The 24,814-nt window shown below is 37.4% G+C and carries 15 protein-coding genes; 10 read left to right on the top strand and 5 right to left on the bottom strand.

Annotation, left to right across the window (positions count from 1 at the left end; all coding sequences use genetic code 11):
* The first annotated feature begins 143 nt into the window (after nucleotides 1–143).
* From BP861_RS09085 to BP861_RS09050, 8 genes are all read left to right on the top strand, one after another.
* Nucleotides 144–1,676 (top strand): TRAFAC clade GTPase domain-containing protein, encoded by a 1,533-nt coding sequence (locus BP861_RS09085; protein WP_292374582.1) that lies wholly within the window; start codon nucleotides 144–146, stop codon nucleotides 1,674–1,676.
* 2 nt (nucleotides 1,677–1,678) lie between these two features.
* A complete protein-coding gene (gene grpE, locus BP861_RS09080; protein WP_292374581.1) occupies nucleotides 1,679–2,455 on the top strand; it encodes a nucleotide exchange factor GrpE in 777 nt (258 codons plus the stop codon).
* Complete coding sequence (locus BP861_RS09075; RefSeq protein ID WP_292374580.1) at nucleotides 2,448–4,085, top strand: Hsp70 family protein; 1,638 nt, start codon at nucleotides 2,448–2,450, stop codon at nucleotides 4,083–4,085. The genes grpE and BP861_RS09075 overlap by 8 nt, the downstream gene beginning before the upstream one ends.
* Nucleotides 4,086–4,432: 347 nt before the next feature.
* Entirely contained in the window at nucleotides 4,433–6,361 is a 1,929-nt protein-coding gene (locus BP861_RS09070; protein ID WP_292374578.1) for a PKD domain-containing protein, read from the top strand.
* Between the two features lie 351 nt (nucleotides 6,362–6,712).
* Complete coding sequence (locus BP861_RS09065; RefSeq protein ID WP_292374577.1) at nucleotides 6,713–8,827, top strand: Hsp70 family protein; 2,115 nt, start codon at nucleotides 6,713–6,715, stop codon at nucleotides 8,825–8,827.
* Nucleotides 8,828–8,851: 24 nt separating this feature from the next.
* Nucleotides 8,852–11,845 carry a hypothetical protein gene (locus tag BP861_RS09060; protein WP_292374576.1) on the top strand — a complete coding sequence of 998 codons (2,994 nt, stop codon included), beginning with the start codon at nucleotides 8,852–8,854 and terminating at the stop codon, nucleotides 11,843–11,845.
* Between the two features lie 172 nt (nucleotides 11,846–12,017).
* A complete protein-coding gene (locus tag BP861_RS09055) occupies nucleotides 12,018–13,232 on the top strand; it encodes a hypothetical protein (protein ID WP_292374574.1) in 1,215 nt (404 codons plus the stop codon).
* Between the two features lie 40 nt (nucleotides 13,233–13,272).
* Nucleotides 13,273–15,921: a hypothetical protein gene (locus BP861_RS09050; protein ID WP_292374572.1), complete on the top strand. Its 2,649-nt coding sequence runs from the start codon at nucleotides 13,273–13,275 to the stop codon at nucleotides 15,919–15,921.
* A gap of 532 nt (nucleotides 15,922–16,453) precedes the next feature.
* Here BP861_RS09050 and BP861_RS09045 read toward each other — a convergent pair.
* Together BP861_RS09045 and BP861_RS09040 are read right to left on the bottom strand one after the other, a co-directional pair.
* Nucleotides 16,454–17,215, bottom strand: coding sequence for a DUF2119 domain-containing protein (locus BP861_RS09045; protein WP_349681010.1), 762 nt, complete (start codon nucleotides 17,213–17,215; stop codon nucleotides 16,454–16,456).
* A gap of 13 nt (nucleotides 17,216–17,228) precedes the next feature.
* Nucleotides 17,229–17,939, bottom strand: a complete 711-nt coding sequence (locus BP861_RS09040) for a S4 domain-containing protein (RefSeq protein ID WP_292374570.1) — start codon at nucleotides 17,937–17,939, stop codon at nucleotides 17,229–17,231.
* Between the two features lie 400 nt (nucleotides 17,940–18,339).
* Here BP861_RS09040 and BP861_RS09035 point away from each other — a divergent pair, with 400 nt between their 5' ends.
* The gene (locus tag BP861_RS09035) at nucleotides 18,340–19,320 is read left to right on the top strand and encodes a bile acid:sodium symporter family protein (RefSeq protein WP_292374568.1); all 981 of its coding nucleotides are present in this window, start codon (nucleotides 18,340–18,342) and stop codon (nucleotides 19,318–19,320) included.
* A gap of 520 nt (nucleotides 19,321–19,840) precedes the next feature.
* On the top strand, nucleotides 19,841–21,925 hold the full coding sequence (locus tag BP861_RS09030) for a M13 family metallopeptidase (protein WP_292374566.1): 2,085 nt from the start codon (nucleotides 19,841–19,843) through the stop codon (nucleotides 21,923–21,925).
* On the opposite strand, the gene BP861_RS09025 is transcribed toward BP861_RS09030, so the two are convergent.
* The 3 genes from BP861_RS09025 to BP861_RS09015 form a co-directional block, all read right to left on the bottom strand.
* Nucleotides 21,903–22,772 (bottom strand): bifunctional metallophosphatase/5'-nucleotidase, encoded by an 870-nt coding sequence (locus BP861_RS09025; RefSeq protein ID WP_292374564.1) that lies wholly within the window; start codon nucleotides 22,770–22,772, stop codon nucleotides 21,903–21,905. The two genes, BP861_RS09030 and BP861_RS09025, sit on opposite strands and share 23 nt — an antisense overlap.
* A 145-nt stretch (nucleotides 22,773–22,917) precedes the next feature.
* The gene (locus BP861_RS09020) at nucleotides 22,918–23,307 is read right to left on the bottom strand and encodes a hypothetical protein (RefSeq protein WP_292374562.1); all 390 of its coding nucleotides are present in this window, start codon (nucleotides 23,305–23,307) and stop codon (nucleotides 22,918–22,920) included.
* 411 nt (nucleotides 23,308–23,718) lie between these two features.
* The gene (locus BP861_RS09015; RefSeq protein ID WP_292374560.1) at nucleotides 23,719–24,273 is read right to left on the bottom strand and encodes a metal-dependent hydrolase; all 555 of its coding nucleotides are present in this window, start codon (nucleotides 24,271–24,273) and stop codon (nucleotides 23,719–23,721) included.
* Between the last annotated feature and the right edge of the window lie 541 nt (nucleotides 24,274–24,814).

Genomic DNA, 24,814 nt, shown 5'->3' with positions numbered 1-24,814 from the left:
CAAGATTAGAGATTCCAATTGAAACTCCAGAGAATAATAAGTTGCATAGGTTATTTCATTGCGAGTAACTAGGCAACTTTTCTTCGATTTAATATCTTGATTTAATAATTTTTTGGGGCATAAGATAAAAAGAGGTAGTAAGATTGGCGACTGATCCACAACCTGCTAAAAAGAGTTACTTTTTTGGTAAAGGTTATAAAGATCTTTGGAATACGGTAAAAGGCGCTTGGCAGAGGAATACTGAGTCTATTGATACGTATAAGGACAACATCGCTTTGTCAAAAGGTGTAGATAGAAGAGAATTATTTATCTTTAAATGGTTACTCAATTCTTTAGCAATAATTGCGGTTTTAATCTGCGGCTCTGCCATCACACTGGTTTTATCCGCTATTAACATAGCCATATTATTAGTTTTTATGACGGTCATTTACATAGGATTTACTGTTGTTTGGGTAACTGACCGAGTGTATCTTTTACAAAAGAAAATATTTACAGCTTGCCATGACTGTAAAAGAAAATCATTAATTCCAACTTATATTTGCACAAATTGTGGAGAAAAACATACAAACCTGACTCCTGGTGTGTATGGAATCCTAAAAAGAACCTGTCATTGCGGAGAAATACTTCCCACCACATTCTTTAATGGGAGACGTGAACTCACAGCAATTTGCCATTACTGCTGGCTTGAAGGCAAAATTACATATTTGAATGACAGGGAAACTGTACCTATTTGTATACCAATAGTTGGAGGGCGCTCGGTTGGTAAAACGGCTTTCATCACTGCATTTTCAAAAGATTTTGTTGAATCTGTAGCTCCTGGAAAATCATGGGAAATAGAGTTTTACAATGAAGCCAAATCTAACATATACAAAGAAATTACACGGGATTATCAAACGGGTAGTACAAGGATGACTGATAGGCCACAGGATGTAAACAAACCAAGTTCTATATCCTTCAGTTTCTTTGTAAAGGGTGATGAGTTCAAGCCTGAAAGATTGGTTCATGTTTATGATATCGCAGGTGAAGTATTCACTGACAATAACGAAAATGAAGTTCAAAAACAGTATGAATATTGTCAGGGTATTGTTTTCATAATTGACCCATTCTCTATTCCAAGTGTTAGGCATAAATGCGAAAGCGATTTAACGCCGGAAGATATAGCCGGTATCGGCAAGGCTGATATTAACGGAATAGTCAATTCTTTTTTGAATAAGTTGAGAGAAGTTACTGGTCTTACTGACAGAAAGATGTTATCCGTACCTTTAGCTGTTGTAATTAACAAAGCGGATTCTGCAGGACTATTTAATGAATTAGGTGAAGCTGCGGTTAACAATCTTATGGCAACTAATCCTGAAAAATATAATAACGCGATGGATGTTCAAGATTACCTTTGCCGTAAGTTCCTTATAGATAACGGAATGGAAAGTTTCTTGAACATTATAAATATCAAATTTAAAAACAACAGATTTTTCGTCTGCAGCGCGATAGGACATACCAGAAATAAAGGCACTTACCAACCAAAAGGCGTGATGGAGCCTATGGAGTGGCTTTTTAAAAATGCAGATTCAACGATGGCTAGTAATTGGAAAAATACTAATTTTACAAAACGTCCTTTTGCATTGAAAAGCATTGAGATACAAGGATATGCACGGGAAGATAAGATGCAAGGAGATTAAGCATGAACAATACCAACAAGGAAGAACCTTCTGCTTCTCAAAATGTGATAAATACTGTCCTTCCTGAAGAAATGACGAATGAAGTTGCAGGTACTGTTGTAAGCAATGAAGAGATCAAAGAGGAGGCACTAATATCAGATGAGTTTAGCGCTTCAGAATCTGATGAGCAGAATGCTGAAGAATGCACTGAAGAAGAACCAAAAAAAGCTGAAAATGTAAGCGTCGGTAATGATAACATTTTGCAGAGAATCATCGTCCTTTCAGATAAAATGGACTCCCTTAATCTACTCTTTTCCGAAAAAATACGGAATATGGAAGACGAAGAAAAAATTATCGATCAGATGCATAAGGGACTTCAGAAATATAAGGATGACATGTATGCACAACTCATCAGACAAGTTCTTCTTGATATTATTGAAGTTAGAGATAGTATTCTGAGAATAGCCGATTTTTACCTCAAGAAACCTGAAGGAGAACAGAGTATTCCTTATGAGACGTTTGCAGGATATGCTCTTGATATTCAGGATATATTAGAGAAAAATGGTGTTGAGATATACAAGAGCAGCCATGAAGACAATTTTGTGCCGGTAAAGCAAAGAGCAATTAAGAAAGTAGTTACCGAAAACAAAGAATTGCATGGAAAGGTGGCCGAGTCTTTAAGCTGTGGTTACAACTACAACGGAAGAACGATTTCTGCAGAAAAAATTGCTTTTTATTATTATGAAGAACCAGGCGAGATAATTACAAAATATAATGAGGAGAAGGTACAAAATGGCTAAATATGTATACGGTATTGACCTTGGTACCACATATTCGTGTATCGCATATGTTGATGAAACTGGAAGGGCTAATGTTATTAAAAATTTAGAAGGAACAAATACTACCCCTTCTGTGGTTAATTTTGCAAGTCCAAACCAAGTTGTTGTAGGACAGGTGGCAAAAGAGAATGCCGTTATTGATCCTAACAGTACTGTCTCACTAGTAAAAACTTTGATGGGGAAAAGCAACTTTGCTATAAATTACAATGGTGAAGATAAATCTCCTGAAGAAGTGTCGGCCTATATCTTGAGGAAGCTTGCAGAAGATGCGGCAAAGGCGATTGACGCAGAAGTAAAGGATGTAGTAATTACGTGTCCTGCTTATTTTGGTACTGCTGAAAGAACAGCCACAAAGAATGCAGGAATAATTGCTGGTCTCAATGTACTAGAGATTATTAGTGAGCCTGTTGCTGCAGCAATTTACTATGGGTGCACTAAAGAACATGAAGAGAAAACTATTCTTGTTTACGATTTGGGTGGAGGAACTTTTGATGTTACTATCATGAGCATTAACTCAGAAAAAATTGAGATTATATGTTCTGATGGAGATCATGATTTGGGTGGTAAAGACTGGGATGCTGCAACGATGCGTTATCTTGCAGACGAATTTTCTGAAAAAGGGTATAACGGTGATTTTGATGAATATGCACAACAGGATCTTCGTTTGAAAGCGGAAAAAGCAAAACAGCAACTTTCTGCCAAAGAAAAAACTCCTGTTATGGTTGAGGCAGCTGGAGAAAGAGCAAGAATCGATTTTTCAAGAGAAAAATTTGATGAAATTACTTCTGCATTACTAAAATCAACCATTGATAAGACTGATGCTGCTATTACTGTGGCAGAAGAACGCGGTTTTAAGGTAGATGAAATTCTTTTGGTTGGCGGCTCTACGAGAATGCCACAGGTAACCAGAGTATTGGAAGAAAAATATGGAATAGAACCTAAAATTCTTGAACCGGATGAGGCCGTTGCTAAAGGGGCTGCGATTCACGCTGTTAATGTTTACATCAACAACCAACCAACTTTGTCCAAATGGGATGAAGACAATAAAGGCAATGTGATTTCTGATTCCTTTTCAGATCCGTCTAATAATGTTGAACAATTATCTGTTGACCCAGCGATGATGAGCATAGGTGGGAAAAAACGTTCGATCGTTGTGGCTACAACTAAAAGTTTTGCTGTAGAAGTAATTGTAGATAAGAAAACTAGGGAACGAAAATGTTACAATGTGATTATTAAAAATGATCCTATGCCTGATGGTGTCATAACTGTTTCCACAATACTTGGAACGATTGATGAAAACCAAGGAGACGTTGAAATTGTCGTCTATGAAAGTGATTTTATGGACGAGTATTTTGATGTTGATGCAGATTATGTAATTGGTACAGCAACATTAGAATTACCAGGCAATCTTCCTGCCGATGCGCCTGTTGAGATCACATTTAGCCTTAATAATGAAGGCATTTTAGAAGTCAATGGCAGAGACTTAACGAGCAACAAAGAGGTTCACGCCACTATGCGGTCAAAATATATTATGGCTGGCGACATGGTTGAAGAGTTGAAAGAAAAATCAAGGCAAATGGTTGTTATATAATTACAATTCATTGGCATCGGTTAATGGATTTTCTTGCCTGAAAACTATCGATTTTGTGCGAGAAGCCATTTCAAATTTTAATTCTCTTTCTCAAAATCGAATTTCAATCCAATTCATAATCGATTAAAATTTTAAGTAAATGTTAAAGTAACGAATAAAATTTATCGTGATCTCGCACTTATCCGGTGACGAGCAAATTAGCTTTGCTTCCCTCAAATTCATTGACTGCATAAGGCTAATTTAATTTGGAGAGAAACAAGGGGCAATTCTCAAAGCTCGCCCAAGAAATCGGCGATGATGATACTGGTTTGAAAATCATGTAATTCTAGATTAAGGGTAGTGTTTTCATGAATGAGAACTGCTATTTGTTATTAGAATTGAATTTTGACCCTCCAGTAGAGGATCAAGATGTTATAGACCAAAGAATTGAAGAAAAGCATAAATTCTGGTCTAGAAATTTAAATCATTTCGAAAGAGGAGCAGAATACAAGAAGTATCTTGATATGCTTCCCGAAATAAAAAAGATAATGAGTAATCCTATCGAGCGTAAAAAGGAAGCTGAGACTGCTTGCAGTATTGTATATGCTTCGTTAGATGAAAATCTGCGTGAGTTAGGTGGAAAAATTAATGAAGATGCTATTGCAAAGGTTGCAGATAAAAACAAAGTATCTGTTGATGTAGTCAAAAAAAGAGCTTCTGTTCTTGGGATAAAAATTGTCCCGATGGTTGATTTTCAGAGAACTTATAAAGAATATTATGAAAATAAACCTACGAAAGCTGATGCATTCAAAAGTGTACTGGACTATCTTAAGTCATTCAATAAAGACAATTTTTATGATTTCTTAAATCCCGGTACTGAGCAGAAAATGGAAGAACGGCCATGCGATGAGCTCAAAAAATTAGCACAGGAAAAAAAGAAAAACGACTTCTATAAAAACGATTCCAACAGCAGTTCTGGTAAAAAAGTCTGCGAAGCCTGTGAGCTGGCTTTTAAGGATGAAAACAGCAAAAAGATTTATGATGAATATTTAGCATGGTGCAAAAGAAGAAGTATTTTAGATGATACAAAAGAAATTGCAGAGATGAACGGATCATTATTGTCTAATGATCAAGGCGATCGTTACATTGGGCAATTAACTGAACTGCTTAAGGATAGAGAACAAGCTGAAAATGTTTTTATTGCTTTTTGCAAAGTTGAGCAAATTACATGTGTTCCAGATTCAAATAATCCAGGTAAGAAAGAAGCTGAAAGAAAAGCAAGGGAAGAAGCTGAAAGAAAAGTAAGGGAAGAAGCTGAAAGAAAAGTAAGGGAAGAAGCTGAAAGAAAAGCAAGGGAAGAGGCTAAAAAGAAAGCAAAAGAAAAAGCTGAAAAGAAAAAAAGACATGATGCACAAAAAAAGTTAGCTATCGGGGTATTTCTATGTCTTCTGATATTTAGTGGAGTTGCACTGATAAATGGGAACGATGGAAGTCAGTCTGAAGTTTCACAAGCACCAACAGACCCGATAGTAAGCAATGACGATAATACGAATTCGATAGATGCAATAATTGTTTCAGAAGAACCAGAACCAGAACCAGAAGAACCAGAACCCCCTGTTGCCGACTTTTGGTCAGATACAACTTTTGGAGAAGCACCATTGAAGGTACAGTTTTTTGACGAGAGCACCGGATCACCAACTTCCTGGAACTGGAACTTCGGGGACAAAGTTAGTTCAACCAAGCAGAGTCCAACGCATACTTATACAACAGCTGGAGTTTACACAGTAACAGAGACCATAACCAATGAAGTAGGTGAGGATATAGAACTAAAGAAGAACTATATCACTGTTACGTCTCCTGAGGATACCGATACTTCAGTGGATACTGACACTGCGTCTCGATCCACAGGAACTGGTTCAGATACTGGCACAGTATCCTATAACAAAGAAACTGGTTCAGATTCTGGCACAGCATCCGATAACACAAAAACTGGTTCAGATACTAGTGCAGCAACAGACATCACAAACCTTCCCACCAAATCTGAAGTATTAACATTTGTAAATGATTATCAAGGGGTAAGCGACTTTATAATAACTGTTTCTGGAGATTCTAAATCTTATCATCCTGAGTGGAAATGGGATATATGGCAAGATCAGTCTGGAAATAAAGTGATAAGCTTCTACTACTATCAAAATAATCCCAAAGGATATGAAAGCACCTATTTTGACAGCGAAGGAAACATAATTTCAGCAAAGAATTTGAAGTTAACATTGATGGAGAGTTACAAAAGAGCTTAAAGGGGTATTCAAAATGAAATATCTCTTTTTACTTTTTTGTCTGTTCAGCAGGACAGCTTCCAGACAGCATTGACCTACGGTTTCAATCCTTGTTTTAATGGATTTTCTTCGGGAATGAGTAAGAACATCATCACAAATAACGTCATACTCAACACCCATCCCCACTATTGAACTTATAGGTATGCTCAGTGGACAGGATTAGGAATCTGCAACCGTGTGAGAGTCCCATTTAAGTCAATCCAGATTTATATAATCCAGATTCACAGAAAAGGAGAAGAAGCTGAAAGAAACGCAAAAGAATAAATCGAAAAATTAACTTTTGACAGGCTAATTTGATTTGGAGGAATAAAAGTGGGTATTAGAGTTGGAATTGACTTGGGTACAACTTTTAGTGCGGTTGCATGTATAGATGAGCACACCGGAATGCCAAAAATTATACAAAATTGTTTTGGCAGTGCTATTACTCCGTCAGTTCTGTATTTCGAACCTAACGGTAATATATTATATGGGGAAGACGCCAAAAATATGCAAGCCGCTGGCGACACTAATGCTGTTGCATTTTTTAAGCGCAGTATGGGCAAAGATATGTTTTCTGTAGAATTTTATGGAAAAACATATAATGCAACGGACTTCTCTGCCATATTTCTTGAGAAGATTAAAAAAGAAGCCGAATCACAAATCGGAGAAGCAATTGATGCCGCTGTTATTACTGTTCCTGCATATTTTACCCATAAAGAACGTGAAGCTACTATTGAAGCTGGCAAAAAAGCAGGGTTAGACGTCCTTGCAATTATTAATGAACCTACTGCAGCAGCAATCGCATATGGCTTGAACGGCAAAGACGTAGAACAGACTGTGCTTATATATGACCTTGGTGGTGGCACATTTGACGTTACCATCGCCCGCATCAATAAAGACGAAATTGATATTCTAGGTAGTGACGGTAACCATGAACTTGGTGGCAAAGACTGGGATGATTGTATAGCAAGATACCTCGCAGCCGAGTTTCAAGAGCGATATGGCATCGACTTAAGCGAAGACACAGAAATGGTTTCCTCCCTATTGGTAGCTGCTGAAAATGTAAAAAAGCAGCTAACAGCAAAGGACATTGTAAGTGTGCCCATTACTTATCGAAATATTAAAGCTAACATTGAGATCACAGAAGATTTATTTGAATCTATTTCAGAGTTTTTACTGGGGACAACCAAAGAATTGACAGAAAGTTTAATCGTTTCTCTTAATTTATCTTGGGATGACATTGACGGTATAATTCTTGTTGGCGGGTCCACAAGAATGAGAATGGTTCATAAGTATATTGAGAGAATGTCGGGCAAGCAACCTCTTTCGGGTATTAATGTAGATGAAGCTGTAGTTCTCGGAGCAGCAATCAAAGCGAACATTGACGATAGAGAGAACGTTGTTCCTATGCTCGGCGGGATATTGCGTCGCCCAAAAACAAGCAATCTGTACATACAGGGTGCTAAATCCGTATCAGATGTTACCTCTCACTCTCTTGGAATGATATCCATTAGTCCCGATGGAGAAAAGTACATCAATAGTATTATTATTAAAAAAAATAGTAAAATTCCAGCAGATAATACAAAATCATTCAAATTTAAGACACGGACTAGAAATAATGAACTTGAGGTATATGTTCTTCAAGGTGAGTTTGAAAGACCTTTAGACAATACGATAATCAATAAATATGTAATAACACAAATTGAAAGAGTTTCTTCACCTACCTCTATTATTGATTTGACATATCGATATACTTCAAATGGGGTTGTTGAAGTATCAGCGGTTCAACAGGAAAACCATAAAAAATTGCCAATTAAAATTGAGCCCCTACCCGAAGATATGGGTTGGACTGATGGGTCTCCAAAGGATCAAGCTGGTAATTTTGGAGCTCCGGATGTTAATATAATTTTAGCAGTTGATTTATCTGGAAGCATGTATGGTGAACCGATAGAAAAAGCACAGCAAGCCATGCATGAGTTTGTAGCCAAATTAGAGGGAGGTAACACCAAAATTGGTATTGTTGCATTTGCCAATAAGGTCAAATGTGTGTTGCCTCTCAGTGGAGATTTCAAAGATGTTGATGACATAATCTCAAAATTAAGTGATATTAATGTAGGTATTGGAAATTCTGCGGAACCATTTACGACTGCTTTGACCCTGTTAAAAGGAAAGCTTCTAAAAAATGAGAGCGAAGTACGCTATATTATTGTGCTTACTGATGGTGAGTGGTATCATCAGGAACAGGCAATAAGTGCAGCCAAGGAGTGTCATAGAGCAGGCATAGAAGTAATGGCATTGGGGTTTGGGTCTGCAGACTATAAGTTTTTGAAGAGAATAGCATCTACAGATGAATTTGCTTCTCTTACGAGTTTGGCAGAACTATCTGGCTCATTCTCAAAGATTGCCCAAGCAATCGGTGAGGTCGCTACTGGTTTGAGAGTAATGTAATTCTAGAGTAAAGGTAGTGTTTTCATGAATGAGAATTGCTATTTGCTATTAGAATTAGAGTTTGACCCTCCAGTAGAGGATCAAGCTGTTATAGACCAAAGAATTGAAGAAAAGCGTAAGTTTTGGTCTAGAAATTCAACTGATTTCAAAAAGGGAGCAGAATACAAAAAATATCTTGAAATGCTTCCCGAAACTAAAAGGATAATGAGTGATCCTATCGAGCGTAAAAAGCAATCTGAAGCGGCTCGTAATTATGTATATGCTCAGTTAGATAAAGATCTTAATATACTTGGCAGAAGTGGAGAAATTACCGAAGAGATTATAGAAAAAATTGCGACTGCAAAAAAATTATCTGCTGATGTAGTTAAAAAAAGAGTCGCTGCTCTTGGCATAAAAATTGGCCAAAAGAAAGTTGACTTTGATGCAGACAATAACAAGTATTATAAAAAGAAACCTATAAAAGCTGATACATTCGATGGCATGAAGAACTTTCTTAAGCCATTTAATAAAGACAATTTTTATGACTTCTTAAATCCCGGTACTATACCGAATATGGACAAGCTGCCATGCGATAAGCTCACACAATTTGCAAAGGAGATGAAAAAAGACTTTAATAAAAACGATGCCAATAGCAGTTCTGGTAAAAAGATCTGCGAAGCCTGTGAGCTGGCTTTTGAAGATGAAAACAGTAAAATGATTTATGATGAATATTTGGCATGGTGCAAAAGAAGAAGTATTTTAGATCATGCAAAAGAAATTGCACAAATAGCAGGATTAGAATTGTCTAATGAACAAGGTAATGTTTATATTGGACAGTTAACTGAATTGTTTAAGGATAGGAAACTGGCGGAAAAAGTTCTTATTGCTTTTTGCAAAGTTGAGAAAATTGCATATAATCCAAATCCTTTAAGCGAAAATAATGAAAATATTAAGGTTTGTAGGTGTGGTTGCATCAATGACGTATCTGATGGGCGAGAAGTATGTCAAAATTGTGGTAATGAACTGATCATCAAATGCCCGAACCCAAAATGCGGCGCTGAAAATGATGCCAATATCAAAGTATGCAAATGTGGCTTTAAATTTGAAAATATAGATAGAGCATTGGCTTTGTGTGACTTGGCTCAACATGCCATTAATACAATGGATTTTGAAGTTGCCAATGTGCATTTGAAAGACGCTGAAAGATACTGGCCTGGAAGTAGCAAAGTTAAGGCGATTAGGGAACAACTGGAAGAGTTTAAGCAGCGAATTGGTGATGTAGCTGTAAATCTGAGGAAGACTGTTCAAGAGAAGCGCTACTATGAAGCAAAGAAACAGTACGCAGCTATTCAAAGAAGCTTCCCCGAATTCAAGGAGGCTGACTTAGAATTAGAAATAACAACATCTATAGAAACAGCCCAATCTTATTATAATAAAGCTCGGTCAGCTAGCAATGAAAATGATATTATTGAAAACTGTACTAAGGCAAGTGAAAGTTGTTTTGATTATCCGGGAGTTAGAGAGTTAATTTCTAGGTATCCTCCTCATATGCCAACCGATTTGAGGATTTCACCTGACGGAAACACAAAAACCAATATTCTTAGTTGGAATGAAAGTATCTCGCATGGTACTGTATACTATTCTATTGTGCGAAAAAGAGATGCTATTCCGGTAAACAATACAGATGGAGATTTAGTCGGAAGAGTTAATATTTGCAGTTTCAATGATAGCAAGATTCTGCCTGGTGTTTTTTATTACTATGCAATATTTGCAGAACGATCCGGTGTATATTCGAAACCATTAACTTCTAGAACACCTGCCGTAAATCTTTTTGAAATAACAAATGTTACAGTTACTACAGGAGATGAAATGCTCCAATTAGATTGGGATCCAATTCCTTCTGGCTCAACTGTTAATTTGTTTAGAACTGCTGAAGACGGTAAAGAAGAATATGTTAATAGCAATAATTTAGCTGGCTACTTGGATACTGGCTTGAAGAACGACAAGGTTTACAATTACCGCTTGTGCTTAGTCTACAATGTTAATGGTCAAAAACAAATGACCAATGGTATTAAAATTTCCGGAATACCAACAAGACTGCCAAATGCGATTGAGACTTTGAGCGTAAAACCAGTTCAAGACGATACATTCCAAGTAACATGGGAAAATCCCGAGAATTCTGAAGTGCGATTATATTGTTCAACAGACAGGCCAGAATATAAGTGCGGAGAAATAGTACCCCAATCAATACTCGATTCAAAAATGAGAAGGCTTGCTGTAACCAAGACAGCATATAACTCAGGCACATTCCAATTTAAGGGTGACGAATTGTTGTACATAACTGCCGTTGTCATAAAATCAGGATCTGTGGTTATTGGTGCTATCGCTCGTGCAGCTAACAAAGGAACTATAATTATCAAAAACATTGCTGTTGTTAACGATAAAATAAATATATTTATCAATTTACCTAAAAGAGCAACAGGATTTGTCGTCTTATATCGATTTGATCAATACCCAATTGGCATTAATGATAGAGAATCGATAAGGAAATACATAACACTTAAACAGTATCAGCATGATAACATCCTTATTATTGATGATTTGAAACCGAAAAATTATTACTTCTCTGTGTTTGCAGAGTTTAACAGAGATGGAGAAAAAGACTATTCTACAGGAACAGATTATCCATTTGTAAATGCTCCAAAGGAAGTCATTACTTATTCTATTTCACTAGCAAAGAAATTCTTTGGATTTGGAGAAAACAGTGTAAAAATTAATTTTGAAGCTGAGAATGAATCATTTATTTTGCCTGATATTGACATTGTTTCGGCTGTGGAACATGTTCCTATGTTTAAAGCATCGGCTAAATTATTTTATTCAATACCAACACAATCTGTTACTGGTTCTTTGCAGGTTAAAATTCCATTTCCTAAGAATACCGAGAGAGAAACGTATATTAAAGCATTCTTAAAAAATGAAGCGTTACAATCATCATATCAACTTCAGCTTAAAGTTAATTCGAGCTTTAAAATTAGCTAAGCGAGCTGTCTCAAAACTATATTTGTTCTACAATTGAGACATAGTATACTCTTACAAGGCTAATTAGTTCCTGAATTTCAGAAATTCCCTGTTTAATTTGAAGTTACTATTCCCCATTGTTTAACTGTAGAAGATGGGTTTAATCTAGAGATAGTTAGTAGGAAGGAATTAAATGGTGCTGAAAAATACATTTATTTGTCCTTATTGCTTTAGCCAACATAAAATTACAGAGGCTCAATTTCGTTGTACCAATAAACGATGCAAAAGTTTTGACGATATTGAAATGACTAAATACGAAAATGGTAATTTAAAAATGCCAAAGCAAGGGAAAAAAACCTTTAATGTGGCATCTAGAAATCCGTTTAGTTTACCAAAATCCGCAAATTGCCCAGAGTGTGAGCAAATAACGTATAAAGTTGTTTGCCCTTCTTGTCATAATAATTTACCCGAAAGTACATTACTTGGCAGAGATATGATAATATCCGTTGTAGGTTCTCGTGATACTGGAAAAAGCCATTTCGTTGGTGTAATTATTAAAGAATTAATTGAGCGAATATCTGTCAAGTTCGATGGGGCTATGGTAGCGTTTGATGACAGTATGGAAAGATATGAAAGCTCTTTCGGAAGAAAACTATATTTTGATCTCCAAAAACTTGATTTGACAAAGAGCTCCGGACAGGATGTTAACAACGGCGCATATAGGCCTTTGATTTTTACACTTAATGTTAAACACAAATCGCTGTTTCAGGATAAAATTGATTCTTTCACCTTTGTTTTTTTTGACACGGCTGGTGAAGACTTAAACGATGAAGATACGATGAGTACTCTAAATAAATATATTTGCAGGTCATCAGGCATCATCTTCTTACTTGATCCAATGCAAATTCCTGCAGTTAGAAATCAACTGGATGCTGAAACAATTGCAAGAGCATCTTCTGTTGATTGGCGTCTGGCAACTCGTTCAGATGACATTATGGCTCGTGTTTCCCATTTGATTCGAAATTGTAATAATTTGTCTTCAACTCAAAAAATCAACATTCCGGTTGCTGCAGTGTTTTCAAAATTTGATGCTATTTATTCTATTATACCAGAAGGATGTACTGTGCTAGGAACAAGTCCACACTGCGCGGAAAAGAGTTTCGTTCTCTCTGATTGGCATAATGTTAACTCGGAGGTTCAAGGATTGCTAAAAACATGGGGCGCAGACTCATTTATATCACAACTCAATGTAAATTACACGAACTATTCTTATTTTACAGTATCTGCACTAGGACTTAATAATAATCCCCGTAAAGATCGAAGTATTGAAAGACCAAGACCACATAGAATTGAGGATCCATTACTCTGGTTGTTAATGAAAAATGGAGTTATAAAAACTTCTAAATAAGCAATCGCAAATCGTTGTAACAAGGAAAGAGGTGTGTTAGGTGAGTAAACATCAAATTATTTATACATCATGCATGAGGGGTATAGATGGTGTCAATGATGGGCAGCAGATTTATTCCTATGATGAAGATTTTCAAGATAGTAAATCAGAAGATGTTAGGAGTTTGTTTACTTATCAAACCCCTGCTTTGGGAGCTGGTGTTGTTATGTCTGAGGAAATTGCCCTAACTATGCCCAAAGCGTTCATTTTCAGGAAGTTAAATAACGGAACTTGTGCTGTGACCCTTAACACATACCTTGGCAGAGATTATATGGGCAGTACAGGACGTTTTGGTAATTATTTAAGTCATTCAATAATATGTAATGAAGAAGAATATGCATATTATCCATGTGAATTTTACGGAAATGAAATGCTCAGGGATTGTATGGAATATGGGGAAGTTAACAATCCCGAAAGACCCCCTTTTCTCCCCACCCCAGAACTCTTAAGAGGGTACCTTGTTAATATAAACAATGTTATTGAGTTTTTAGGTGAAGATGACCGTATGGGCATTTTCAAGAATATGTTGCATGCAATGCTTTCGTTTGAGAACGAGCGTAAGCGTCTTGTAATCTGTGATGAGCCGAAAAATATAGTTTTGTGGATAGCAGCTCTCGAATACACTTTGCCATTGAAGCTTGCATTGAATATAAATTTTACAACATATGAGTATGATCCATCATTGTCACGATCTCAAATATGTGGGGTCGTACCTAATGGAACAAAGTATACTCCTGAAATAGATGAAAGTTTGAGACAGTATTTTATTTTCGATTTATATACAAAAGATACTGTAGATTTTAATGAAAAAGGAGAATTTTATGATTTTATTGAAGCGGCGATGTTATTTTCCTATGATATCTTAAAGAGTTTTCACGAATTCTTAACGAACTCTTATTCTTACTCTAATGCCAATTTAGATTATTACAGTGCATATTCTCTCTATAAATTACGTTCTTATGGGATATTGAATATTAACAAGGAAATATTTGTAAACGCTATTTCGTTTGCGGAGAGATTTGCAAGTGATGAAGAAAAAGTCGCTCTAACAGAACAATTACTATCTGAAAAAGATATAATTTTTCAATTTGACGATATCTATTCATTAGAAGTTTTTCGTTACATTTTAGGTTCATACAGCTTTCTATCCGTATTAATTCAAGAACAAATAAAAGGATTTGTTCTTGAGAAAATACTCAATTCTTTCAGGGAAACAGGAAAAAGTAAAGAGGAATTCATTCATTTTTATAATAACATGGACAAGCTGTGCAATACAGCAGGATTCAACATTGTTGCAGAACTAATGAATGAATGTAATCAACAGAAGATATTTGCTGCAGTACAGTATGATGTCTCAAACTGGAAGCTGGATTTCATTATTAAGGTTCTTTGCAAATATGTGGAAGATAAATCCATTCCCATTGAAGAACTACGTGTGGAGTATCCAATAGGAAAACTCTACGCAGGCATCGTGCAATCAATGTATAAGGAAAATGAGAACGACGGATACTTTGTTGTTACTCAAATATTTGATAATTTCTCAAATAATCATAAATATTTGACTAATATGGCATTGAACATAGAAGAAGTATTGTTGAGCCTACCTTCAGGTGAAGCTGCTTCTCATTCTATGTGGAAACTTTTCTACGAAGTTATTCTAAAATCACAGTGTGAAAATCGAAATTCTGTTTTTACCATTTTGAATAATTCCAACAGAATGAAGCAAATGTATGGTTTGTTTGAATTGTTATTAAATAGTAATCAAGACTCAATAGACAAAAATATGCTGTTTAAGGAGCATTATGAATTCTTTGTTCTCAACAATATAAAGTATTCAAGAGAGTATTTGCCATGTATTCTTGAAGCCTACTATGAATATGTTAAAAGAAATAGAGATAGAAATTGGGATATCACTTTGATTGAGATCGAATTGTTTGAAATTATCTATCAGAACAAATTGGATGTTTTATTTGTTTATGAGCTAATTGATGATATTATAAAGAAGATTCCTTTGGGAAGGCCTTCAAAAGAAAACGCCAATATTATAATAGACATCTTCGATTATAATTTCGAATATCGCCGACAAAATATAAGCGGAAAAGTTTTGCTTATTTTTGTTGGTATGAGTATTGAAGGAATCAAAAGCAATAAAGACTTACAGTCTGTAATTGTATATCTTAAAAGAATTGTTTCTGACAAAGGGATTAATCTTTCAGAACCAATGGAAAAAGATGTAGATAGTTATTTAGAATGGATTATGCCACATATCACAAGCTATTGTCGGACATCAAAGGAACTTAAAAATGTATATAAACTCTTCAATATGCCCCCAAGAATATCTAAGATATATATTACCATGTGTGCAAATGATTATTTAAAACAAAGCAAGAATGATAAAAATTATGATACTTTTTGCGAATTTTTGAAGTTCTTGTTTGATGTTGGAACTTCTAATGAACGTGAAGCAACAGGTAAAGTATTGTGCAAACTCAGCAAACAAAAGCTCGAATTCTTGGATAATGAAGTGAAGACTTTTTTTTATAAAGATCGTCATTCATTACAGTATTGGGATGAGATTAAGGAAATTGCTTTGTCTACAAATCCACTGCTGAACAGTATTAGTAATTTTCTCAAACGAATTAAAAAGTGAGTAAGCCCCGCTACTATTGCCTGTCGAACAACCTGATTTAAAGGGTTATCATCACTTGAACTTCCGAGGTATTTCCACTACTCTATTTTCTGCACCGGCATGGAAGTAAGGTTTATTTCAATCCACCGGCTTCAATATTCAAGACAATGTTATAAATAAAATCATCTTAATAACTATTTTTAACACTTTTTCTTAGTTAAATTCTTCCTCTTTCCTATATCTCTATCTTTTTATTGTATTCTTTCTTTTTTTGTAAACCCTCTAGAAAAGAAGTTACAGGTTTCTTTGATGAGCTCAGAATTTTCCATTAACTTTATCACAACTGGGAGGAGAAAATAACAGACTATGAAAACAAATCGTCGTATTACGACAAACTTGTAGCGATACGCAATAATTAAAGTTATTTTGACTAAATTGTTATATAAATCAGTCTGAAATTATCAAGAGTTATCTACAAAAAAAGGAATACGTCTTTCTGAAAACCAGTTCCTAAATTATGACTTAACTCCAAGATGAACAGAATTAAAGGGATTCAGATTTCTCCGTAAAACCGTTGGTAATCTTCTATTGCCTTTTTCGCCTGAGCAGGAAACTTTTTTTTCATATATTCAATGAACTCGTCCCTTGATTGAATTTCCTTGAGGATTTCAAGCATATGGGCAGTAAATTTTCTTGATTTCATACTCCCTTTTTGGAGTTCAAAAGAGAGGCAGAGAGCTTCTTTAGGAAAATACTTTCTTCTAACCCAGGGAGAAACCGAACCAAGGAGCACTCCTTCTTTCAGAATGCTGTAAGCTGGCACTCCTATGAGTTTGAGCCTGTTCTTTCCAGCCAGTTTTTCAAGGTTTTCGCTGGAATAGGAATGAAGCTCAATGTAAATTTCGGGTTTTAGCTCTTCAATAGCCTTGAGAATCTTTTTTCCGGTTTCAGGATAATAATCCGGGCTCAGGGTTGAAATATACTTTCCACAGTCTACGAATGGAATTAAGGCCAGAGTGCCGGTTTTCGGAGGCTTGATGCCTTTCAGAAGTCCGTTCGTGTCTTTCCATTCGTCCCCGTGGAGGCCTGCAACAAAGAGCCGAACTGGTTTTCCGCGGCCGTAAATTCTCATCCCGAAATCCGGATACGAATCTGGTCGCATTTTTGTGCTTTCGTGATTGACGGGAAAAGAATTTCCGAAACTCTTTTTTCCGTTGGAGTTCTCTTTTCCTTTAGAATTCTCTATTCCACCTAGATTCTCTATTGTTTCAAAACTGTCTATTCCGCCTGAGTTCTCTATTCTGTCAGTATTCATCTGTTTTGAGGCCTCAAAACTCCTTTTCTTCCTGCTGATCTTCTTTGAGTGGCTCTTTCTCTTCAGACAGAGGCTTTCTAGCGACCACATATATTTCCTGTTTTTTAGGATTGATGACCTGCTGAATTTCAAGCCCAAGTTTCTCGATTTTACTCAGGATAGGCTTTGGGTTCTTCTTTTTTGGAATCTTGATAACCTGAAGCAGCTTCCCTCCGGCTTTCAGCAGAGGCAGCACTCTTGAAAGCGCCTTGATCGAGTCCTCGGGTTCAAGGGTCATATCCGAAAGAATAACATCCACGGGCTCTTCGGAAAGTAAACTCAGGGGTACGGTAAAAACATCTCCGAACATTACATCAATGTTTTCTTTTTCATGTGCGATTTTTCCAAGTTCGCTCCTGAAGTCCTTGCTGAATTCTATGCCTTTTACATGGCCTGCAATTTCCGAGGCAAAGAGAAGAAAGCCGCCTGCACTGGATCCAAGGTCTAGCACTTTATCCCCAGGTTTAAGAATCCCGCTTTCCTCCTGAATAAGCTTGAGTTTAAAATAGCCCTGAGGCTGGTCCAAGCCCTCAGTAACATCTATTATATCATCAGTAGACACGTCTCTGGAGACCTTTGTTACCGCTGTTCCATTAACCTTAACATTTCCGGCAAGAATAGCTGTTTTTGCTCGTCCCCTTGATTTGAAATAACCCATATCTACAAGGTATGCATCCAGTCTCATGGGGCATTGTATCGGCAGAGCCTGTATATATAGGTAGCAAGTAGATTACAAGACTGGAAATCGAAGATAATAAGGATAAGGAAAAACTGGTGAGAAAGTATTTGAAAACGTAAAGCTTCTTTTAACTCACTGAACAATGTATTTGCCTGGAATTTAAGGTTTCCAAATTAATTAAAGTTTTATTATTTATCGAAAAGAAATGGATACTTTTTAATGAATACTTCATCTATCTATATAGGGCGTGTACCCAGTTCTTTATTAAGATTCTTTAATGATATTTTACGTCAATTGATTCCTTTTTAGTCGTTGCTTTATCTTGTTTACTTTTAGCAAGTTTACTTACTAATCTCCTGTTCAATACTTTGGGTATGCGGCTTCATCCTGCAAATCTGGTGAGATAGTGTATCAAAAAATACTTCAAAAATTTACGTCTCTGTTTCCTCTCTGGGCGGTTCTCTTATCGGCTGTTGCATATGTTTATCCTGAATATTTTGCTCTCCATCAGGGTCTTATCGTACCTTTTCTAAGCCTGATTATGCTGGGGATGGGAATCACCCTCTCGGTGGACAGTTTCCTTGCAGTATTGAAGAGACCTTCAGTAGTTCTCCTGGGTACCTTAATGCAGTACACAATTATGCCGCTTGCAGCCTGGATTGTCTGCCTGATTCTGAAGCTCCCGGCTGACCTGGCTGCGGGCGTGATCCTGCTGGGTTGTTGTCCGGGCGGTACGGCTTCGAATGTGATTTCTTATTTAGCAAAAGCCGACGTGGCTCTTTCAATAGTCCTTACCTCGGTTTCTACCCTAATTGCTTTTCTTGCAACGCCTTTCCTTACCTGGGTTTTTATAGGCCATACCGTAGAAGTTGACATCATGGGTATGCTTGTGAGTGTTCTAAATGTGGTAATTGTACCCGTGGTGCTCGGGCTTACAATCAATTATTTCTTTGAAAAACGGATAAGTGCAATTCGGGAAATCTTTCCGGCAATTTCAGCCGCAGCCATAGTAATTATTATTGCGGTGATTATAGGGACAAATAGCGCAAACCTTGGAAAGAGCGGCCCGCTGGTACTGCTTGCAGTGATACTGCACAACGGGCTTGGTCTTGCCGGTGGCTACGGGATTTCAAAGTTCCTGCGACTCAGCGAAACCGAAGCAAGGACTATTGCAATCGAGGTTGGGATGCAGAATTCCGGCCTGAGCGTGGCTCTTGCTGTAAAACATTTCACGGCCACAGCCGCGCTTCCAGGTGCGATTTTCAGTATCTGGCACAACCTGTCCGGAGCTTTCCTTGCAGGTCACTGGTCAAAACAAAGTGTATCTGATCCCGACATAAGTAAGAGACCCAAAAAAAGTGGGTTATATAGTAAGAAATTGGGGTGAAATCTTCTAGACATCACATAAAGAAGGTTGGGAAGCACAGGATAAATCTGGGAATCTGACAAAAGGTTTTCGATTAATTCTGTGTTTTTCATTGTCTATTTTTTCATTGTCTATTTTTTTTCATTATCTATCCAGTTCCAAGGCTAGTAATCAAGAATGAAATCAAAAAATCATCAAATTTTTGGAATTGAATCTATTTTTCGCATAATCAATTTAAGTGATTAAGAGAATTATATTATTTTATGGGGGCAATAGGGCTTGTGGACATATTGCGGTAAACGAGCTCACAGTTAAAAAACTACTTTTATCTAAATAGGACTTACGCAGCTGAAATAAAAACATAAATTGCATTAAAAGTTTAACTGTATAAAAATGTGAATTGGCACTGATATCATTGTGCTTAATTTTATACTCCAGGTACGTATGTCCATTAAATTAAAAATTTTTACAGAGACTAAAAATCAGCGTTTAGCTTATACCTCTTAGTTTAAGAGGTTCCTTAGAATCCATGGGGTGGGGCATGAAGAAGAAGGGAGTAATAGGTCTGTTCACTTTTGGCATCGTAATAATTAATGCCTTAACCTTTGTAGCTTTTGGTTCTTCTGAAACATCAATGGGTGATACGATCATTTCAGAACATGAGAAGGCCTTCGACCCTGAAAGCATGAATCTCTCTATAAAACCTGGAGATGACTTTTACGAGTATTCCGAAGGAACATGGATAAAAAACCACCCTGTGCCTGCGGAGAAATCCCGATACGGCGAGTTCGCGATAGTAGAGGATAGGAATTACGATCGTGTTAAAGGAATAGTAGAGAGTGCAGCCAACAACACCTCTGCTCCTGAGGGAAGCCTAGAACAGAAGATCGGTGAATTCTACAGCGTGGGAATGGACAATGCTACTCTGGAAAAGCAGCATCTGGATCCAATTAAAGGCAAACTGAAGATGATAGATACTATCTCCAACGTTTCTGATATCCAGACAGTATCAGCGCAAATGATGGAGTATGGTATGAACCCCTTCTTCTCTATTTATGCTGCACCCGACAAGAAAAATAGCAAGTTCATGATCGCCACTCTTACTCAGGGAGGTCTAGGTCTCCCAGATAGAGATTTCTATTTCAGGCAAGATAACGAATCTATCAAGATAAGAGAGCAGTATTTGACTCATATAACCAAGATGTTTATCTTACTCGGCGATAGCCCAAAGACTGCTGAGAATAATGCCAGAACCGTGATTAGGATAGAGACCAGGCTGGCAAATGCATCTTTTACTAACGTTGACGACCGCAATGAGGTCAAAACATATAACAAAATGAGCCTTGAGGAGCTTCAGGCCTTTGCTCCAGGCTTAAATTGGTCCTGTCTATTCACTGTCCTGGGCTGCCCGGATGTGACCGAGGTTAACGTCAGAAATCCATCCTTCTTCAAGGAACTGAGTACCGCCCTTCAGGACGAAAGCGTAGCTGACTGGAAGGTTTTCCTGCGCTGGAAGCTGATCTTAGCCACGTCTCCCTATCTTAGCTCCGACCTGGAGGAAGAGCACTTTGACTTTTACGGGAAAAAGCTTAATGGAAAGCAGGAAATGGTGCCTCGCTGGAAGAGGGTCATCGATGCAGAAAACAATGCCATAGGCGAGGCCATAGGTCGCGTATATGTTGATAGATATTTCGATCCAAGTTCCAAGGTCAGAATGGAAGAAATGGTGTCTAACCTGAAGAAAGCCTTCAGGGAAAGAATTCAAAATCTTGTATGGGTGGAGCCTGAAACCAAGAAGAAAGCACTCATAAAGCTTGAGGCACTAGATGTGCAGGTAGGCTACCCCGATGAATGGCTTAATTATTCAGAGCTTGAAGTGAGGAACGATTCTTATGTCATGAATATCCTTCGTGGCTCTAAATTCAAGTTCCATCATGGTCCCACTGGTCTTGATAAAATAGGCAAGCCTGTAGATCGTAAGCTCTGGGAGATGAACCCCCAGGAGACTAACGCCTATGCAGACTATAATAAGGTCATTGTAGTATTCCCGGCAGGTATTCTTCAGCCGCCCTTCTTTAACAAGGATGCCGATGATGCAGTTAATTATGGTGCCATAGGCGCTATTATAGGCCACGAGATGACTCATCATTTCGATAGTCAGGGAAGGAAATTCGATGCCAGTGGAAATTTGACGGACTGGTGGACGTCAAAAGATACTGATAACTTCAACAAAAGCACGGAGGTTCTGGTGGACGAGTACAACGGGTTCGAGGTCCTTCCAGGTCTGTATGTCAACGGCAACCTGACCCTGCCTGAGAACGTAGCAGATCTCGGCGGATTGACAGTGGCTTACCACGCTTATAAGCTCTCATCGAAAGAGGAACCAGAAATGATCGATGGGTTCACCGGAGATCAGAGATTCTTTTTAAGCTTCACCCAGGTATGGAGGGAATCGGACACAAACGAATCCCTGAGGACGTTAGCACTGACCGATACTCACGCGCCCTCCAAGTTCAGGGTCAATGGCGTAGTCTTCAACGTGCCTGAGTTTTACAAGGCGTTCCCGAGCGTAAAACCTTCGGATAAACTCTACAGATCAGAAATTAAGAGGCCGGTGATCTGGTAAATTGATCCCAAAAAGCCTTTTTTGTTCCTGATGTCAAAATGTTTCCAAAAGGCTGGACACTGAATGCCTCGCCATAGGTGATCTGACCGGGCAGTTCCCCACCGCTGAGTTGATCATATACCAAGTCTGCACGAATGCCTCCCTGATTCATAAAAGCTACTACAGCACCGTCATCTTCTGGGTTAGAGGTAGCATAGAGTTGAGCATCGGCTATAACATCGTCAAGAGCAGATTCACCGGAATTACTGGCTGCCCTTGTGATATTGCCCGTGATGTTACCAATCGCCTTGTTCGCACGGGATGCAACCAGAGATTTGTATTCCTCGACCAGCTCGCTTACTTCGGAATCTTCAGGAACGTTTCTCGATACTATGATGTTTCTCGACCTTCCCTCGATCACATCACAGGTCTTGTTGCTTATCACCAGACAGATATCTGTGAGTACATTACCTGCTGAACCTGCTTCTGTCACCAGACGGCCATCAATAACTGCATTGTAGGCCTGATGGGTGTGGCCAGTGACGAAAACGTCTACTCCATCGTCGGTGGCTTTGATGACGTCCACAATCGGGCCGCTCATATTCAGGCTCTCGTTATATAATCCTTCCTGGGAGCCGCCATCGTGGATGATCACCACTATGGTTTCTACGCCCTTATCTTTCAGTTTTTCGACCTGTTCATTAATGGTCTCGGCCTCATCCAGGAACCTGAGCCCTTCCACTCCTGAAGGAGTCACTTTAGACGGCGTGTCTTTCAGGGAAATTCCGATGAACCCTATGGGTACTCCTTGGACGTAGGTAATGTTGTAGGCAGGGAATATTGTGTCGTTAGTGCTTTCATCGACCATATTCGCAGACAGAAATTGAAATTGTGCTCTTTCAAAGGAAGAGTTTCTCAGGTTTCCGCCCGCGTCGGGTCAGAATCGCCATTTTGAATGCGCATATCAGGAAATAAAAAAGGAATTATAAGTTTTGACTTCGTTAGAGTAGATATTAACGTCTTCCACTCCGCTTGATTCTTGTAGTGGTTGTTTTTACTTTCGGTTTTGACTTGCTTCCGGTGTCTGGACTTATTGAGTCTTTCTTTGTCGTATCGGTTGGGTCTTTTGCGTCAACCTTTTTAGAGATGTCGGGCGCATCCGTTTTTTTTGTAGTGTCAGGGGTCATGTAAGTTTTTGCAGTCTGGATACCTGGTGTTATGTACCTGTTTATGAGATTTGACCAGAATAACATTGACCAGAAACTAGGATGTCCACTCTGGCTACTATTATATGAAGGTGTTGTTGTATTATTGTTATCTTGTGCGGTTTGCTCCTGTCCTATACAACCGCTAAATCCGCTGGTAATCAGCATTACAACTAATAAAAAACTTATTTTTTTCATTAAAAAGCCTCTGTTAAAACATCTTGTTATTGATACGGATGCTGTAGGGGTGTTGAATTTCATTGATCTATAAAAGGGTTAATCCCTGGGGCATTCTTTGAATTGAAAATTTATATTTCTGAGAGTTTTGAGGAGTTTCAGGCACTTTATTCTTTTGTATTGATTCGGTCATTTGAACTCTTTTGCTCATTATAAAGTTATCAGCTTGAATTTCTGTATTTTCTTCTTAAGCTTTATGTTTACGCTTTTTTGAAACTATATAGTAAATGCTACTTATTTTTGAACCGGATATTAAAAAAGATGCTACTAAATGTTTTGTAAAAGGATATCCAGAAAGGTTGCCATAACTCGATTTTTCAGATCTTAAAGTACAAGAAAAACAAGCCTAATAATTAGAAAATCAGCAACACTTTATTCATCCTTATACTTATTTTGCCCAAATCCTTTTATTAACCAGTATAAAGTCAAAATAACTATTACCCCTATCCCCAAGATTTCAGGAACGGAAGAGCGTGAGAGATGAAATGTAAAAGATTTTTCTAACATTTTTATTAAATATTCTATTCCAGTGGAATCAATGTGGGTTCTGGGAAACTCCAGTCCGAGGAGTGGCCAGAGTAAAGTCTTGGGGCTTGCCCACATATGATCTTCCAGAAGGTGGAAGAAGGAGCCTGAAGCAAGGGAGAGAACCTTGATATCACTCTTATTTATATAGCTTTTCTTTTTGTATAGGTATAAACCAGCTAAAAATAATGATAAAGAGAACAACAGGGTATGAGCTATAATGCGTCCACTTGAAAAGGTAGAAGCAAAGATGATCATTCCTATAGGTTTGTCTATTAAGTCGGGCAAGAGAGCCCCAACGGCTAAGTATTTTGGATCTATAATAGTTCTCAGCCGAGGTATGAAAATCCCAAGTCCGAAGAATATTCCCAGTGTAACCCCTATGTGCCCAAAAAGAAGCATCGTAAAATAAGAACACTGTAGTTATATATAAATATAGTCCACCTCTTTTTAAAATTTTAAAAAGTTATTGCGCTTATTTAAAAACATTCTTTTATTGTATAGATTAATAGTTTAGTGGACTCATAATACAAAAAATAAAAAAAGGTTAAATTTTATAGTCGTAATTTATTATTTTTTTTCTGTACATTAGATATTTTGTAAGTTAAATGATTTATACAAAACTTCTCAATATCAGCTCCAAGAGGCTGAAATAACCCTAATAAAACTATCAGATTATTTATCTCAGGTTAATAATTCATTATTTTTGAAGAATTTTATAGCCCCGTTTTATCGATTTTAAAATAAAAAACATTTCTGAAGCTAGTGTGTGTTTGAGAATAAAAGATTCAAAGAAGCAATTTTAAGTTTTGATGTATTGTCATAAAGTATACTTTATGAAAAGCGGAAATATCGACACGCGTTAATTCCTTACAATATTTACATAAATCTACTAAAATATTCTAATGTAGATAATTTTTTATATAATGGCATGATTTAGCCA

It is taken from the genome of Methanosarcina sp. UBA411 (assembly GCF_002495725.1).
GTDB lineage: Archaea > Halobacteriota > Methanosarcinia > Methanosarcinales > Methanosarcinaceae > Methanosarcina.
This window is presented reverse-complemented; position numbering and strand designations above follow the sequence as displayed.